Origin of the sequence: Chryseobacterium sp. Mn2064, from assembly GCF_049319685.1 — a bacterium.
In the GTDB taxonomy this organism is placed as follows: Bacteria; Bacteroidota; Bacteroidia; order Flavobacteriales; family Weeksellaceae; genus Chryseobacterium.
This window is the reverse complement of record NZ_JBMOUE010000001.1, coordinates 1,217,460-1,233,716: the sequence shown is the minus strand read 5'-3', so window position 1 is coordinate 1,233,716 and position 16,257 is coordinate 1,217,460. Positions and strand designations below refer to the sequence as shown.

Below are 16,257 nucleotides of genomic sequence, written 5' to 3'. Positions count from 1 at the left end.
AAAAAAAGAATTAAAGTATTGAGAGATGAAAATCAGTAATCTCTCAATATTTTACATAAATAGAAAGTTAACCAATAAAATTATAATACAATAGCACAAAGATTTAACAACAGGGGCCCACAGAGACGTCCGGTACAAGAGGACTTACACTTGATCAACGATAAAATTCGTGTGAGAGAGCTTCGTTTAGTGGGCGATAACGTAGAGCCAGGAATTTATCCAATTGACAAAGCAAGACAAATTGCTGCGGAACAGGAATTGGATTTAGTAGTAATTTCTGACAAGGCAGAACCATTTATTGCAAGAGTATTGGAATATAAAAAATTCTTATACGAGCAAAAGAAAAAACAAAAGGAACTTAAGGCAAAACAAGTAAAAGTGGTGGTAAAAGAGATCCGTTTTGGACCTCAGACTGATGATCACGATTATGAATTTAAGAAAAAGCATGCTGAAAAATTCCTTGAAGAAGGTTCTAAGCTAAAAACCTACGTATTTTTTAAAGGACGTTCGATTATCTTTAAGGATCAGGGAGAAATCTTACTTTTAAAACTTGCCCAGGAGCTGGAGCACGTTGGTAAAGTAGACCAACTTCCTAAACTTGAAGGAAAAAGGATGATTATGATGATGAGTCCTAAAAAACCAGCAAAATAATTAAGTCATTATTTTATATAAAAAGCCTCAAATTACTTTGAGGCTTTTTTTGTATCATTTTTTAAGCTTAACCGAGCTTATTTTCTACTAAAAACTGAATTATCCTTCAAAATCGCCACAATCATGTTCTTTGAAAAGAGGCAAAGCTTTCTTCGTGGTAAAATATTTGGAAATTCTTTTGTTAACTAATTCCAGTTTCTGACCTTCTATCACAAGTTCATAAACCGGTGCTTTGTCTATCTGAGTCAGAATATAAGTTCTTTCTGCTGTTTTGATAGTGACTTTCTTCCCTTCAACAGAAAATGTAAAATCATGAACTTCGAAAGTGTCTTTTTCATCACAGATATTGGTCCAGGTCATCTTATTTTTTGTGATAGATAAACCTGCCAAGTCACATGAATAGCAGTTTCCAGAAAATTCAATCCCATATTTTTCAAACACATTGGTACTTTTACTTTCTAACACATCAATAGGAACTAATGATGAAAGCTCGTCAGGAATTTCAGATTCTTTAACCTCTTTCTTTTCCGGAACCGATATAGAAATTGAATCCGTCTTTACGCTTTTTGAAACATTTTCCACTGCTTTCTTTTCCGAAGAAGGTGAACAGGAAGCCAATAAGGCCATTACAACCGAAAAGTTGATAATTACATTTTTCATGTTAATAAAACAATTTACAATATTTTAGTTTTTCTTTGGTAAAATTCTTCAAAATCTCACATTCAAAATATCCCTGTTTTCAGCCATTTATTGCCTATTTCAGGGTGTTTTGTTGGTTGCTGCAATAGATACTGATACCTTTACCTAAAAAATATGCAATGAGAATATTCAATCAATTCGTCATATCCTCTATACTTATTGTTTTGGTGGGATGCAATCCAAAAGATAAAACTACGGTAAATACCCCGTCAAAATCTGAAGATACACAAAAAAAGATAACATTTGCCGATTTTAAAAAGATAAAAGGAGTCGATAATATACAAGATGTACCCTTTCAGGTATTTACTAAAATGGATTCTGTACAGTTTTTTGTGTCTCCAAATAAAAATGCGCATCATCTGAAGATCGCCTATAATAAACTTGATAAATATTATGGGTTCGAAGAATTTGACGACTTCTACTCTATTCATTACAGCATTAATAATAATATTTCGAACAGTATTGAAGCTTTCGTGTTAAAATCAGAATTTCAGGCTGCATTTGAACTGACTTTAAAAGGAGTCAATCTTTATGAGATCAGAAGCAGTACGTTTAAAGAATCCGATGACTTCAAAAACAAATCTTTTGAAAAATTCGGTAGAATTACTGAAGTTTCAGAGCAAGAATTTAAAATGGCTTCAAAAAAGAGGATTGATGAAGTATTGGTGAAAAATCCCCATATAATAGTGAAGGATAACAATTGGGTATATACTGAAAATGGTAAAAATGAATTCATTACACAGTACGAAAGCGTATCCACGGAAACTGGACTACTCGCTAATGAATACATAGGACGATCCCCACATTTGGGTATGGAAGTTTTTAAAGAACATTCTGACGAAGTAATCGCTTCTTATTATTCTTTTTTCAATGTAAAAAATGTAGTCACGTATGACTTGGGAACAGAGGGCTATCCACAAATTATTCCTACTAAAAACTGGGTATCCGCTGTCTCATCCAATAATGATGTTGGGAGTAATTTTGTGATTAGCACCTATATTCTAGCCACTAAAAAGCAGGACAATCTTTTGTATGTTAACTTTACCAATTTCAAAATAGCTGATGATAAAAAAGCATTCTGGACCGATAATGATAATTATTATGCAGAAGTATATCCATTGAATTCAGAATCGGCTCACCATAAAAAGCGAAAGGCTGCTTACATTAAAATTCAACTGAAAGCGAATCTTTTTAAATAATAAAAAAGAACAAAAACCCCTGAAACCAGCCAGTGTTTATGGAACTAAAGTCGAATATCTTTGCAGCAGATATTTTAAAAATATACAATGAAAAGAATAAGTTTAGCAATCCTTTTTTGTTTATTAAGTTGTTTGACTTTTGCACAGTCATTAAAAGTTATGATCAAACAGGATGGAAAAGTAGTTGAGCCTGTAAATAATGTTTATGAGCTGAAAAAATCTCCCTTTCAATTCGAAATTACCTCTACAGGTCTTGAAGGTTTTTTAATCGGAGCTACCACGAATAAAGATATTTATACTTCGGCTTCAGGCCTTTACAATGCTGAAGTTCCGTGGTTTCAAAACACAGGGATGGCGGAAGAACTTTATAACAAAGACAAAGAAATGTTTCTGATGGATCAGGCGCCTTCGTATTGGTACTACACCGATGCAAAAGATCACAGATTTGATAAAACACCTAAAGGAAATATAAAACAATGGACAGCGACCCGCACAATCACAAGGTTCTATGATATTATGACTGATCAGGCAGTCCATTTAAAAGATTTTAATGAAAATGCTTATATTCTGATGTATGAACCAACATACAACGATGAATATGACCTGATAGGAAAGAAAAATCTGTTTCAGGCTACATTAAAATTCAACAATTGATTATTTCAGACACCGAATTTATTTGATTATATAAAAAAAGCCTGCTTACATCACGTAAGCAGGCTTTTTTGCTGTATCTATATTATTCAATAATCAAACCGTATTCTATGGCCAGCTTAATAGCCGAACTAAGGTTGGAAGTCTGAAATTTTTCAATGAGGTTCTTTCGGTGACTTTCTACTGTATGCGGGCTGATAAAAAGTTTTTCTGCCATTTGATTGGTAGTAAGCCCTTTCGCTGCCTCGGCTAAAATTTCTTTTTCTCTTCGTGTCAGCTTAGGGACCTGGCTCAAACCATCCGAGGGTTTCTTATCCAAAACTGACTTCGTTTGTGAGCATAAAAACTGCGTCCCGGAATATACCGTACTGATGCCTTCCAGAATTTCGGAAACGGAGGCATTTTTCTGAATATACCCTAATGCACCTTCCGCAAGAGTACTGTTGATAACAGGCAGCTCATTGTGAACACTCAGCATAATAATCTGAAGATTATTGTATTTTTTCTTTAAAGGTTTAATAAGCTCGATACTGTTGATATCTGCCAGGTTAATGTCCAGCAACAAAATGTCAATGGCCTGTTTGGCTAAGCCTGTATTCATTTCGGTGACATTTTTAAAACAATCTACGACATCTATTGTATCATTGTTTCCTAAAATATTTTTCAGACCTTCTAATAGAAGTGGATGATCGTCTGTTATGGCTACTTTTATCATATTAATGAATAGGAATTTGAAGTTCTATACTGGTCCCAATATTCACTTCGGAGGCGATATTCATCGTTCCTTTTAAAAATTGAACCCTCGATTCTATATTGTGAAAACCAGCTGTTTTTTTCATATTCAGACTTCCAGAATCAAAGCCGTTACCACTATCTTCAACGGTAATATTAAGTACCTTTTCTTCTTCGCTTATCTGAATAATAATTTCTGAGGTATTGGCGTGTTTTATAGCATTGTTAACCAATTCCTGGATGATCCTGTACACAATAAGCTGTTTCTCTTCTGAAATGGAATTGCTATAATTGATGAATTCGGTATGGATGTTCAACACATTCGTCGACATTCGGCTGGCAAACTCTTTGATGGCGGCTTCCAAACCGTATTTCATTAATAAATCGGGCATTAAATTGTGTGCTACGCGTCTCAGTTCTTCTACTGCGCCATCAATCTGGGTGATCGATTTCGAGATTCCCTTTTCTATGGTTTCTGATTGATGAGGATCAAGATAAGACAGCTGCAGCTTGGTTCCGGAAAGTAAACCTCCCAATCCGTCATGAAGGTCCCGGGCTAAACGGCCACGCTCCTGCTCCTGCCCTTCTAATAATGCTGTAAGAGTAGATATTTTTGTGTTCTGCTTTTCTTTTTCCATGGCTAAGGCATGCAGTTCGTCTCTTTGTTTCATAGACTTTACACGCTGTTTATAACCATAAAGCAATAAGATGATCAAAACAATAAAAATGATGATGAATATAAAGTAATAGGTATTGATCTTTTCTTTGAATGTCAGCAGCTCTTTATAATTCTTAATGTCGTTGTTCTTTCGTTCGGTTTCCAGTTTTGCCAAACGAAGCTGCTGAGCTCTTTTTTCAGATTCGAGTTCAGAAAACTTTAATCGTTCACGCTGATTTTCTTCTGTCAGTTTTAAATTGTTATAAACCTGTTCGCGTTGTGCGCGTAAGATATTCATCAACTTGATCTGCTGTGCCTTTTTATCACTTTCCAGCTGGAGCTTTATATATTTCTGTTCCTGTCTTTCTTTTTCAAACTGGGATTCCAGCCTTTTGGTAATATCCAGCTTTTCCTGATCGTACACACTTTTGTATTTGTCTACATAACTTTTATAGTATATCAATGCTTCTTTATAATTACCTTGCTGTTCACTGATTTCGGAAAGAGATTCAAGGATGGACAGTTCAATATTCTGATCTCGAACGGGGCTTTTTCCAATCTCCATAGATGCTTTTAGAAAGTAAGACTTTGCTAAATTGTAATTTTTATCCTGTATAGCCAGTTCTGCTAAAATCCCAAATGAAGAAGCTATATGAATAGCCTCTCCCGTTTCCAGACTTATTTTGTTGGCCAATTGGGCGTAATGCATGGCTTCATCTCTATTAAATCCGATATACAGATTAGCCAAATTGATTGCAGCATACGATAAATTGCTCTTGTTGAGCATCATTTCTTTGCTTTTGTTGAAAGTAGTAACAGCCAGCAGATAATATTGTTCTGCTTTATTTCTAAATTCAATATCTGATGGGTTTTGAGCATATTTCTGTTCGTATACATAGCCCATTCTCATATAAGCATCGAAGGTCAGGTTAGGATCATTTTGCTTTGAGGCGAGTAGCAAAAACTGTTTACTGTACTTTTCTTCAAGCTGATATTCATTTAGGTTAGAATATACCGTAGAAAGCTCTTTAACTGCAGTGGCGAATCTTCCGTATAGCGTTGAAGTGGTGGGTGAATTTTCGTAATAGTTAATTGCTTTCAGGTAAGCTGCTACAGCATCAGTTGTTTTGTTATTACGTGAAAGAATCCAGCCTTTTGCGTACTGCAGATATCCTTTTGCTTCATTACTGTTTGTTTTTGTGCTATATACATTAGCTAAATCCAGACTTTTCAACGCTTCAGAATGTTTATTATCCAGCCGATAGTTCATAGCCTGTACCGCATACAAAATCGTAGCATACTTCCCATCAGCCTGCTTTACAGCGATAGGAATATTCGCTTTTAAAATCTGGTAGGATTTCTCTTTATTATTTTGCAGAAATAATGCTTTAGCATACTTTGGAGCCAGATTGAGCTGCTCTGTTGGTGAATTTGAAACATTGTTATATTCCTTTTCTAATTTGGTTAAAACATCTTGTGCTTTGGTAAAAAAAGGAGAAATAAGTAAAGTAAATATAAATAGTAATCTGTAGACCAAACCTTTATATCGATTAAGTTGTATTATAATAAAGAACGTAAATATAGGCAAAATACATGCTAATTTACGTCAAACCCATGCTGTTCAGCGAAATACTTTTAATTTTTTTCATTGAAATGTATAATTCTATGTTTTCTGTTTTTACAAGAACTTATATCCATAGTTTCTTAGGTTGATCCGAGATTTATGTAGTGATTTATTTTAATATTCTTCAATCAAAGCATCCCATTCTGTCAGAAGATAATCTTCAAAGCTCGAAAATAATGTTGAGCTTCTATTTTTTGATATCATCTCATAATGGTAAATTTTTCCGGACTGACCATCTAAAACCAAAACGTCTGATGGGAAACTCGAATTAATCACCAAAAAGTTATCTGGTAAATGAAACCTGTGCCGTGCGAAAACAGTGGCACCAAACAGTGTACCTCTATTTTCACTCAACGGATTATCGGGTAAAATTCCATTGGTATGCAATAGCTCGGGAATTCCGCCGCCACCAAATTCTAATAAGTAGGCTTTCAGAAAATCATCAAATTTCAGGTGTAAGGCGTCTTCAATTTTTGAAATATTTTCTTGGGAATTCGCTCCGTAAAACTCTGGTTTTTCGCCCAGTTTTTCTATTCTTCTAATGAGTTCTTTGAATTTTTCAAGCATATTTAAATCAAGTATATAAACTATAACAAGCTCAAAAAAGCTGGTTTACAATTGGATAAGAAATTCCAACAATCATTCTTTATATTCTTTTCCGGAATACATATCGATATAGTAATAAATAGTTTTCCCGGAATCTATTTTAACAGTCACCAATCCATCTGAACTAATGGATTTATACCCTTTCGATCCAATATTTTTCCTATTCTTATGATCATAAAGCAGATACAATCCTTCTTCTTCTTTCTGAAGAGCGTAGATCTGTTTTTCCGGATCCAAAACAGAAATATCATGGTATTCAGGCTGTATTTCCCATTTTTTTGTATTCCGATTCCATACACCTATCGTTCTCTGTTGTTTTTCGTTTTCAATTCTTATCAGATATGAATCATTCATTCCCTGGTACCAGTTTATCTTTCCAAATTTCCAGTTTTTGCCAACAAACTGATCGGGCAAAATCATTTTTCTGTCCGGCCAAACCAAATTTCCTACCTGATCCAAAACCTTAAAATCATAGGTTCCGATAGAATCTGTAACATTTCCCTTGGTATCAAGATAAAGCCAGCTGTAGGCCCATACATCCTCGTCGTAATTAAAAACACCCAATAAAAAGTAAGGTGAATTGGTTATAGAATATACCAAAGACACTTTTTTAATAAAATCAATCTGTTCAGCCGTAGCCTTTGTAATTTCTTTGGGAACTTCCTTTTCATATTGCGGAAATGCGAATACATTGTTGTTTTTTTCTTCTGTTAAGAGTTTGGGAACTTCAGGCTCATACCGTTCTTTATTAACTTCTTTCAGTGTTATTATTTCTTTTCCAAAACGAAGAGAAAGTGTTTCTGTTCCTTTTAACTTGCTATGAACCGCCTTTTTCTGGTTGAGTTCATAGATAAAAAATGTTTCATTGGAAGGTTTGATAAAGCGTTTGTTTTCCAACAGTTCTGTAATATTATCATCTATCTTATTTAAGCGGCCTTTTTTGATTTCGTAAAGATTACCGTTCCAAAAAACATGATTTTCATCTATCGAAACAAAGTTCAGAGCATACTCATCCTCCAAATAGGGAACATCTTCATTAAGTAGAATTTGTTTGGTTTCTACAACGCCGATCTCTACTTTATGATAGGTCTGCTCTTTTTTAATGCCACTTCCTAAAATATTCCAATCCCATTTCCAGATGGGCATTTTCTTTTCATATTCTACTTCTCTTTTATAAAAAGTAAGGCCATTGATAACATTTATATTGATCTCATCTGCTGAAAAATCCAGTACTATTCTTCCTTTTTCGTCTATAATGGCAGATTCGCCTTTTTCATTTCCCACAATGGCAAAACCCGTAGGGGTAAATAATGATGCTCCTTTGAATTTCTGTTTGATGACAGGCTTTAAAGTTACTTTATCTACATACATAAAATCATTCTGTTGGGTGAGAAACGGAATGCCGTTGATCGTTTTCATATTTAAAGAAATTGATGCTGAATTATCCTTTTTTTCCTGTGTACAGGCTATGAAAGACGTAAGCATAAAAAAGCTTCTCAATAGTACTGTTTTCATATGTCGAAATATGAATCAATATTAGAGAGAAATGAAAAATAAGACAATCCCGATTATCAGCTATATTTTAGAATAAGTAGATTCTTTTTAACCCAATAAGCTGTTAAATTAACGTTAATAATATTTATTTACTATTTATATTTTTCTATCAATTATTATCTTAGATCAAGATATTATAAAGATATTCTATCCAAATTTGTGAATATAAAAATCCAAATATACAATCCATTAATAAAAATAAATATAATGAGTACACTTAGATTAAAAGACGGAACAGAGATTTATTACAAAGATTGGGGAAAAGGCCCTGCTATTTTCTTCCATCACGGATGGCCATTATCCAGTGATGATTGGGACGCACAAATGTTCTTCTTTCTTGAACAGGGATACAGAGTTATCGCACACGACAGAAGAGGTCATGGAAGATCCGAGCAAACACCTTACGGACACGATATGGATACTTATGCTTCAGATGTTGCGGAAATTGTAGAGGCTTTGGGTCTAAAAGAGGTAATCCATGTTGGACATTCTACCGGTGGCGGAGAAGTTATCAGATATGTAGCCAAACACGGTAACGGAAAAGTGGCCAAAGCTGTTCTGGTAAGTGCTGTAACTCCTATTATGGTTCAGAATGAAAATAACCCGAATGGCGTTCCTATTTCAGTTTTTGATGATATTCGTAATAATACCGCTAAACACAGACAGCAGTTTTTCATTGATATCACGTTCCCTTTTTATGGTTATAACAGAGAAGGAGCTAAAGTTTCTGAAGGAATTCAGAGAAATTGGTGGAGACAGGGAATGAGCGGTTCTATAAAAGCACATTATGATTGTGTAAAGGCTTTTTCTGAAACAGATTTCACAGAAGACCTTAAAAGTGTAGACGTTCCTGTACTGGTAATGCATGGTGAAGATGATCAGATTGTTCCTTTTGAAACAACAGGGAAAGTAGCTGCTACTCTTCTTAAAAATGGAAAATTGATTTCTTATCCAGGTTTTCCTCATGGGATGCCTACAACGGAAGCTGAAACCATCAACAGAGATCTTTTAGCGTTTTTTCAATCATAATTAATTATCCTACTATATTTAAAAGGTGCAATTGAATTCAATTGCACCTTTTTTATTATTAAACACCAAAAAGTGTATTAAATAAAATCGTAAACATCCATTAATAAACACTTTAACTAAATTAAAATTTCCTTAACTAGTGAATTAATATAATAAAATACTATATTTGCCTCGTCAAAAAATAACCTATGAAATTAAAATTAATGACTTTCTTAAGTCTTTCGATGCTATTGGCATCTTGTGCTCAGGATGAGACCCGCGACAATGTAATGTCAGCTGAAAAACAAGTTGCAGTAAACGGAGCTGATGCTTCACGTATTGGTACGACTACTGTAAAATTAATCAAGGAAGAATTTCATACTTCTGTATTAAATGCTGGAGAGGCCATTACTTTAGAGGATCATGGTATCAAATACCAACTTGTAATGCAGCATGATAATAATCTTGTATTATACAAATATTCAGGAAGCTCCATTTTTGTACTATGGAAATCTAACAGTTACAAACCTGCAGGGGGTTCTACACAGCTTATTGCACAAAATGACGGAAATATGGTAATCTATAACAATGGAATTCCTCTCTGGAATACCAATAAAACAGTTAACTTTTTTGTCAATGACCCTCATATGAAGCTCCAGTTATTTTCAAAAACCAATATACTAGGTTTCTCAGGATATAGAATTAAATTTGTTTTGGGAGGGAACAATCAAAATCTTAATGATGTATTTCAGGTAGATTTTGAAGATACGACGATTCGTTTATAAATGCAATAAAATCGCAAATTATAAAAATTTGAATTGATTTTTTTTGTATCTTTGCAAACTATTATTCCTAATGTCTTTAGGAGTAGCCAATACAGATATTGATAACAAAAACAATAAAAAAGCAAAACAATGCCAAAATTAAAAACGAAATCAGGTGCTAAGAAACGTTTTGCTCTTACTGGAACAGGTAAGATCAAAAGAAAAAACGCTTACAAAAGCCACATCTTAACTAAGAAAGAAACTAAGCAGAAGAGAAATCTTACTAGCACTTCTTACGTAGCTAAAGTGGATGAGAAAAGCGTTCAACGTCAATTAGCAATTAAGTAGTTTTTATAAATCTATATTCGGTTTATAAGAATTCAAAACAAATTCAAAATTTTAACCCTGAAATGGTGCAGCTAAGTGCAATGAAACAGATTGCCGCACATTTCAAAAAAACAATTTAAATTATGCCAAGATCAGTAAATGCGGTAGCTTCAAGAGCTCGCAGAAAGAAAATTTTTAAGCAAGCTAAAGGTTTCTTCGGAAGAAGAAAGAACGTTTGGACTGTAGCTAAAAACGCGGTAGAAAAAGCAATGCAATATGCTTACCGTGGTAGAAAAGAGAAAAAGAGAAACTTCAGAGCACTTTGGATCACTCGTATCAACGCGGGAACTAGAGAGCACGGAATGTCTTACTCTCAATTTATGGGAGCTCTTAAAAAGAACAACATCGAGCTTAACAGAAAAGTTTTAGCAGATTTAGCAATGAATCACCCTGAAGCTTTCAAAGCTGTTGTAGATCAAGTAAAATAATGTAGAATACTATTTTTGTTATCAATATAAGTCCCGGGTTTTCCCGGGATTTTTTTGTTGTTATTTTAAACCTTCGATAAATATCAGAGCTTCCTTTTATTTCATGAGCTTCAGTCTGTTATAATGATAAATTTTATAATACGAATGTTTGTTATTGAAATACTAAACAATATAGAATTAATGATCTTAATTAGTAATAAAAAATAGTGATTTATTATTATATTAGCAATCTCTAAAGATTAAAAATAAATGAAAAGAATTGCAGCGTTACTGCTGACTTCCATTGCTGTGCAAAGTATTGCTGCACAAAGCTTTATTCAAACTTATAAAGATAGAGCGAATATGGTTACCCAAGCCAATATTACCAACAACCTTCAGGATTTTGCGGGTTTTGGAGTAAAAAAGACAGGAACAGCCGCTAACAATAATGCTGCCGATTGGATAAAAAACAAGTATCTGTCTTACGGATACGCAGCCAGTACGATTACTGAAGATGCTTTTACTTATGGAAGTGCTAATTCCAAGAATTTAATCATTACCAAAACAGGAACAGTATATCCTGACAAATATGTGATTGTATGTGGTCATTATGATACCATTACAGGTCCCGGTGTTAGCGATAACGGAAGCGGAACTTCTATTATTCTGGAAGCAGCAAGAATCCTGAAAAATGTTCCCACTGAGTATTCTATTAAATTCATTCATTTTTCTGGGGAAGAACAAGGACTTGTGGGAAGTACTCATTATGTAAACAATGTTGCTTATGAAGCAGGCGTACAAAAATTAGATATTAAACTGGTTTTAAATATCGATCAGGTAGGTGGCCTTATAGGAAATAACAACAATACGATTACCTGCGAAAGAGATACAGGAGGAGTATCTTCCAATAATGTGGCATCCAATACTGTAACGCAGGAACTTATGAACTGCACTACCCTCTACTCTCCTCTTCAGACTAATCTTTCTTACGCCTATAGTTCGGATTATATGCCCTTTGAAGCAAAAGGATACACCATTACAGGATTTTATGAATATCTAAGAAGTGAAAATGAGCATACTGTAAATGATACTTTTGCGAATCTTGACCCTGTATATGTACTTAATGTAGGAAAAGCTACCGTGGGAGCATTACAACATTTTGCAGTGGCCTCTACCGTGAATAATTTATTAGGAACCAAAGAAACCTCTCAGGCACCATCAGAAAACGTTAGAATTTACCCTAATCCGGCAAAAGATACAGTAAATGTTGAATTTTCACAAAAAGTGAATCAGTTTAAAGTTGAAATCACCGATATGGCGGGAAATATGCTTTTGCAGTCCGAAAATCAACAAAAAATAAATACTTCCGGCCTTAAAAATGGAGTATATACCATTACTATAAAAACGGAGAAAGGAAATACCACAAAAAAGATAATCATCAATAAATAATGCAAAATATGACCTGCTGATCTGAATGTATTTTCATCAATCTGCAAGTCATCATCTATATATGAGAAAAATCGCTGCTTTTTTATTAGCCACCATAGCCTGTCAGAGCATCAGTGCTCAAAGTTTTATTCAGGCTTATCAGGACAGAGCTAATATGGTTACTCAAACCAATATTATAACCAATTTACAGGAATTTGCCAATTTAGGGGTAAAAACTACAGGCTCTCAGGCAAACTCCAATGCATTAACGTGGCTTAAAAATAAATACCTCTCTTATGGATATTCTGCAACCCAAATGCAGGAAGATCAGTTTTCATATGGCAGTGCTACTTCTAAAAACCTTATTATTACAAAAACAGGAACCGTATATCCCAACAAATATGTTATTATATGTGGGCATTTTGACAGCATCACCGGAACAGGCGTAAATGATAACGGAAGCGGGACTTCTATTATCCTGGAAGCAGCAAGAATTCTGAAAGACATTCCCACGGAATATTCTATTAAATTTATTCATTTCTCAGGAGAAGAACAGGGACTTGTGGGAAGTACCCATTATGTAAACAATGTCGTGTATCAAGGAAATAATCGCGTTCTTGATATCAAACTGGTTTTTAACCTTGATCAGGTAGGTGGTGTTATGGGAAATAACAACAATACGGTATACTGTGATCAGGATTTGGGAGGCCTTACTTCTAATAATACAGCTTCCGCTACTGTTACTCAGGAGTTAAGAAACTGTACGGCGCTTTACTCTCCTCTTCAAACTGCTGTAGATCCTGCAGAAGATACCGATTATATCCCTTTTGAACAGAAAGGCGAAGTCATTACCGGTTTTTTTGAAAGAATAAGAAGCAGCTATCCTCACACCGTTAATGATACCTTTGCCAATACAGATCCTGTATATATCTATAATATAGGAAAAGCTTCTGTAGGAGCATTACAACATTTTGCGGTGGCTACCACCAGTACGCTTGCCACCCAGGAAACTGCTGTTAAAAATGCTTTGGAAAGTTTAAGGATCTACCCTAACCCGGTAAAAGATATTATTAATCTTGAACTTCCGGATTCCCAAGTGAAAAATTACAGTTTTGAAATTACAGATTTTGCAGGAAGATCTATCCTTAAAACGAAAAATGAAACCAAAATTAACGTTTCAGCCTTAGAGAACGGTGCTTACATCGGTATTCTAAAATCAGGAGACCAGACTGTAGTAAGGAAAGTTCTTATTGAAAGATAATCGACATCTGTGATTCATAAATAGCTAAACTTACAATACAAACCTTTGAATTTATTTTCAAAGGTTTTTTTATTTACACTTACCAATCAATAATATATACAATTTACTATGCATTTCTTATTATAGTAAACACTTTATTGTGATTTATTCATTACATTCGTGCTACCAAAACAAAATAAATAATATGAAAAAATTCACCACATTACTATGTGCTGCTATGGCTATGCCAACCATTGGAGCTCAATCTTTCATTCAGGCTTATAAAAACAGGGCGGATATGGTTACCCAAGCCAATATTACCGCCAATTTGCAGGATTTTGGCAATTTAGGAGTAAAAACAACCGGCTCCCAAGCCAATGCCAATACCTTAAACTGGATCAAAAACAAATATCTGTCGTATGGCTATACCGCCAGTCAGATTGAGGAAAATCCATTCACTTATGGAAGTACAAGCTCTAAAAATCTCATCATCACTAAGACCGGAACCGTTTACCCTAATAAATACGTGATTATTTGCGGACATTTTGATACTATTATTGGTCCCGGAGTCAATGACAATGGCAGTGGAACATCTATTATTTTGGAAGCTGCCCGAATACTGAAAAACATTCCTACAGAATACTCTATCAAATTCATACATTTTTCCGGTGAAGAGCAAGGATTAAGAGGAAGCACCCATTATGTAAACAATGTGGTGTATCAGGGAGGTGTAAGAAAGCTAGATATCAAATTGGTATTCAATCTCGACCAGGTTGGCGGGGTAAAAGGTAACAACAACAATACTGTTTACTGTGATGAAGATCAGGGTGGAGTTTCCAGCAACAATGCGGCATCTGCTGCCATCACTCAACAGCTTAGAAACTGTACTGCGCTGTACTCTCCTCTTCAAACGGCTGTAGATCCAGCAGAATCTACCGATTATATTCCTTTTGAACAGAAAGGCGAAGTGATTACCGGTTTTTTTGAAAGAATAAGAAGCAGCTACCCTCACACTTCTAAAGATACTTTTGCTAATGTAGATCCTGTGTATGTTTATAATATTGGAAAGGCTACTGTAGGTGCTTTACAACATTTCGCCGTTGCCTCTACTACCACTTCTCTCACTGCAAAAACAGCACAACAAGAATCTCTGGAAACAGTAAAAATTTACCCTAACCCTGCGAGCAGTATTTTGAATATTGATCTTCTGGATCTCAAAGGATCCAACTTCAGTTTTGAAATCACAAATTCATCAGGAAGATCGATGTTAAAGACAAACAATGAAACAAAGATCAATGTATCTGCATTAGAAAATGGGGTCTATATTGGAGTTTTAAAAGTAGGTGAACAAACAGTCACAAAGCATATTTTAATAGCAAGATAAAAACTTCCTAAAAATAAATAATGAAGAAACAGAGCAAAATTGCTCTGTTTCTTCATTATTAAAGTGTTTTTTAAACAAATAAAATCAAAATATTATAAAACAACTACATATATAAATTGGTTAAAGTTAAATTAAACCCGAAATTGCTCCAAATTATGATTGAGCTGCAACCAATACTTTTTGAATATCGGATTGAATTCTTTCTGTGATCCAGTTCATATCTTCCTGTTCCAATTCTGTAAGAAGGTCGCTGTTATTTTCATTGAAATCTGTAAGAACATCCTGCAAAAACTCTTTCTGAATTTCCAAAAGACGCTGAGGATTATTAAAATCAAGAGCTCCAACTTTAGAAATCACACTCTCCAATCTATTTGGAGATACATAGGTTTTTATTTCAGAAGTGATAAAAGACAGATCCTCAGATTTAGAAGAAATATTGGGTACAAATGACCATTTTTCAGCCTGATGAAATTTTTCTTCTTCCTCAAATTCAGGATTTTTAATCTTAATAATGGGACGTTTTGAAAACAAAAAGTTGTCTTTCTGATAAGGCTTTACTACAATTCCTTCTATCAGATTATGTTCCAACTCAGGAAGTCCCAATTCTTTTGGAATCGGAGAATTAATTCTGATGTTGAAATTAACAGCTTCATTAAATTTACCTATAAATAAAGGTTTTACATACGGAACACCGAATTGTTCAGCATACGATATCACAGTTTCATAATCGAGATAAGATTTATTTCCTGCCTCGTCCACCACGGCAATGTCGAAGGCACAAAAATGAATATCAGGAGCATAATAAACCCCTGTCTGAATAGCCTGTAGATTTTTATTTGTTATTTCAACCTCAGAATGAGGATATTTTCCACCAAAAAGTTCTCCATAAAGAATATATTGATTTCCTGTGATCCTATTGCTCACATGCTCAAATAATCGAAGAACAGCGTCTTCCAGTTTGCTCACAACAAGTTGAAAACCAAAGAAATCGTCATTCCAAGACAGATATTCTCTTCTTTTGGAGTATCTCAGTTGGCCATCCTCATATGAGAAGCTAAAATTAGCCCCATGAATTTTTTCTGTCGCCACCCATTTCAATTTATCCATATTTGATAAATCCTTTTCGTTAAGTCCTGTTTTTTTTAAGGAATCGGGCATTTTTTCATAGCCTGAGAAGTCGCTCATAAGAATGGTTATTTAGTATCAGAGGACAAAGATAGATAATATCATTAAGATTTGCTTAGCGATAACATCCTATCCCATAG

16 protein-coding genes are annotated in these 16,257 nt (G+C 34.5%); 10 read left to right on the top strand and 6 right to left on the bottom strand.

What is annotated here, in order from left to right; translation table 11 throughout:
* The first annotated feature begins 150 nt into the window (after window positions 1-150).
* On the top strand, window positions 151-651 hold the full coding sequence (gene infC, locus ACL9RH_RS05345) for a translation initiation factor IF-3 (protein ID WP_027372223.1): 501 nt from the start codon (window positions 151-153) through the stop codon (window positions 649-651).
* 99 nt (window positions 652-750) lie between these two features.
* Here the strand turns inward: infC and ACL9RH_RS05340 are convergent, their stop codons facing one another.
* A complete protein-coding gene (locus ACL9RH_RS05340) occupies window positions 751-1,311 on the bottom strand; it encodes a hypothetical protein (RefSeq protein ID WP_422692305.1) in 561 nt (186 codons plus the stop codon).
* A 158-nt stretch (window positions 1,312-1,469) separates the two neighbouring features.
* On the opposite strand from ACL9RH_RS05340, the gene ACL9RH_RS05335 reads away from it, so the two are divergent.
* Window positions 1,470-2,549, top strand: coding sequence for a resolvase (locus ACL9RH_RS05335; RefSeq protein ID WP_422692304.1), 1,080 nt, complete (start codon window positions 1,470-1,472; stop codon window positions 2,547-2,549).
* A gap of 159 nt (window positions 2,550-2,708) precedes the next feature.
* Entirely contained in the window at window positions 2,709-3,203 is a 495-nt protein-coding gene (locus ACL9RH_RS05330; RefSeq protein ID WP_422692303.1) for a hypothetical protein, read from the top strand.
* 82 nt (window positions 3,204-3,285) lie between these two features.
* Here ACL9RH_RS05330 and ACL9RH_RS05325 read toward each other — a convergent pair whose 3' ends face one another.
* From ACL9RH_RS05325 to ACL9RH_RS05310, 4 genes are all read right to left on the bottom strand, one after another.
* A complete protein-coding gene (locus ACL9RH_RS05325) occupies window positions 3,286-3,915 on the bottom strand; it encodes a response regulator (protein ID WP_422692302.1) in 630 nt (209 codons plus the stop codon).
* 1 nt (window position 3,916) lies between these two features.
* Complete coding sequence (locus tag ACL9RH_RS05320) at window positions 3,917-6,127, bottom strand: tetratricopeptide repeat-containing sensor histidine kinase (protein WP_422692301.1); 2,211 nt, start codon at window positions 6,125-6,127, stop codon at window positions 3,917-3,919.
* Window positions 6,128-6,328: 201 nt separating this feature from the next.
* Window positions 6,329-6,781, bottom strand: coding sequence for an SMI1/KNR4 family protein (locus ACL9RH_RS05315; protein WP_422692300.1), 453 nt, complete (start codon window positions 6,779-6,781; stop codon window positions 6,329-6,331).
* A gap of 72 nt (window positions 6,782-6,853) precedes the next feature.
* The gene (locus tag ACL9RH_RS05310; RefSeq protein ID WP_422692299.1) at window positions 6,854-8,335 is read right to left on the bottom strand and encodes a hypothetical protein; all 1,482 of its coding nucleotides are present in this window, start codon (window positions 8,333-8,335) and stop codon (window positions 6,854-6,856) included.
* Between the two features lie 246 nt (window positions 8,336-8,581).
* On the opposite strand from ACL9RH_RS05310, the gene ACL9RH_RS05305 reads away from it, so the two are divergent.
* From ACL9RH_RS05305 to ACL9RH_RS05275, 7 genes are all read left to right on the top strand, one after another.
* Window positions 8,582-9,403: an alpha/beta fold hydrolase gene (locus ACL9RH_RS05305; RefSeq protein WP_422692298.1), complete on the top strand. Its 822-nt coding sequence runs from the start codon at window positions 8,582-8,584 to the stop codon at window positions 9,401-9,403.
* Between the two features lie 188 nt (window positions 9,404-9,591).
* On the top strand, window positions 9,592-10,167 hold the full coding sequence (locus ACL9RH_RS05300) for a hypothetical protein (RefSeq protein ID WP_422692297.1): 576 nt from the start codon (window positions 9,592-9,594) through the stop codon (window positions 10,165-10,167).
* A gap of 129 nt (window positions 10,168-10,296) precedes the next feature.
* On the top strand, window positions 10,297-10,494 hold the full coding sequence (rpmI, locus tag ACL9RH_RS05295; RefSeq protein WP_034694453.1) for a 50S ribosomal protein L35: 198 nt from the start codon (window positions 10,297-10,299) through the stop codon (window positions 10,492-10,494).
* 122 nt (window positions 10,495-10,616) lie between these two features.
* The gene (gene rplT, locus ACL9RH_RS05290; RefSeq protein WP_034694451.1) at window positions 10,617-10,961 is read left to right on the top strand and encodes a 50S ribosomal protein L20; all 345 of its coding nucleotides are present in this window, start codon (window positions 10,617-10,619) and stop codon (window positions 10,959-10,961) included.
* A 249-nt stretch (window positions 10,962-11,210) separates the two neighbouring features.
* Window positions 11,211-12,389: a M28 family peptidase gene (locus tag ACL9RH_RS05285; RefSeq protein ID WP_422692296.1), complete on the top strand. Its 1,179-nt coding sequence runs from the start codon at window positions 11,211-11,213 to the stop codon at window positions 12,387-12,389.
* Window positions 12,390-12,450: 61 nt separating this feature from the next.
* Window positions 12,451-13,629: a M28 family peptidase gene (locus ACL9RH_RS05280; protein ID WP_422692295.1), complete on the top strand. Its 1,179-nt coding sequence runs from the start codon at window positions 12,451-12,453 to the stop codon at window positions 13,627-13,629.
* Between the two features lie 184 nt (window positions 13,630-13,813).
* A complete protein-coding gene (locus ACL9RH_RS05275) occupies window positions 13,814-14,992 on the top strand; it encodes a M28 family peptidase (RefSeq protein WP_422692294.1) in 1,179 nt (392 codons plus the stop codon).
* A gap of 153 nt (window positions 14,993-15,145) precedes the next feature.
* Here the strand turns inward: ACL9RH_RS05275 and ACL9RH_RS05270 are convergent, their stop codons facing one another.
* Window positions 15,146-16,177: an RNA ligase family protein gene (locus tag ACL9RH_RS05270; protein WP_422692293.1), complete on the bottom strand. Its 1,032-nt coding sequence runs from the start codon at window positions 16,175-16,177 to the stop codon at window positions 15,146-15,148.
* Window positions 16,178-16,257 lie beyond the last annotated feature (80 nt).

Coding starts and splice junctions, on each gene's coding strand:
- ACL9RH_RS05340 (WP_422692305.1), bottom strand. CDS start 1,311: ATGAAAAATGTAATTATCAACTTTTCGGTTGTAATGGCCTTATTGGCT.
- ACL9RH_RS05335 (WP_422692304.1), top strand. CDS start 1,470: ATGAGAATATTCAATCAATTCGTCATATCCTCTATACTTATTGTTTTG.
- ACL9RH_RS05330 (WP_422692303.1), top strand. CDS start 2,709: ATGATCAAACAGGATGGAAAAGTAGTTGAGCCTGTAAATAATGTTTAT.
- ACL9RH_RS05325 (WP_422692302.1), bottom strand. CDS start 3,915: ATGATAAAAGTAGCCATAACAGACGATCATCCACTTCTATTAGAAGGT.
- ACL9RH_RS05315 (WP_422692300.1), bottom strand. CDS start 6,781: ATGCTTGAAAAATTCAAAGAACTCATTAGAAGAATAGAAAAACTGGGC.
- ACL9RH_RS05310 (WP_422692299.1), bottom strand. CDS start 8,335: ATGAAAACAGTACTATTGAGAAGCTTTTTTATGCTTACGTCTTTCATA.
- ACL9RH_RS05305 (WP_422692298.1), top strand. CDS start 8,582: ATGAGTACACTTAGATTAAAAGACGGAACAGAGATTTATTACAAAGAT.
- ACL9RH_RS05300 (WP_422692297.1), top strand. CDS start 9,592: ATGAAATTAAAATTAATGACTTTCTTAAGTCTTTCGATGCTATTGGCA.
- rpmI (WP_034694453.1), top strand. CDS start 10,297: ATGCCAAAATTAAAAACGAAATCAGGTGCTAAGAAACGTTTTGCTCTT.
- rplT (WP_034694451.1), top strand. CDS start 10,617: ATGCCAAGATCAGTAAATGCGGTAGCTTCAAGAGCTCGCAGAAAGAAA.
- ACL9RH_RS05285 (WP_422692296.1), top strand. CDS start 11,211: ATGAAAAGAATTGCAGCGTTACTGCTGACTTCCATTGCTGTGCAAAGT.
- ACL9RH_RS05280 (WP_422692295.1), top strand. CDS start 12,451: ATGAGAAAAATCGCTGCTTTTTTATTAGCCACCATAGCCTGTCAGAGC.
- ACL9RH_RS05275 (WP_422692294.1), top strand. CDS start 13,814: ATGAAAAAATTCACCACATTACTATGTGCTGCTATGGCTATGCCAACC.
- ACL9RH_RS05270 (WP_422692293.1), bottom strand. CDS start 16,177: ATGAGCGACTTCTCAGGCTATGAAAAAATGCCCGATTCCTTAAAAAAA.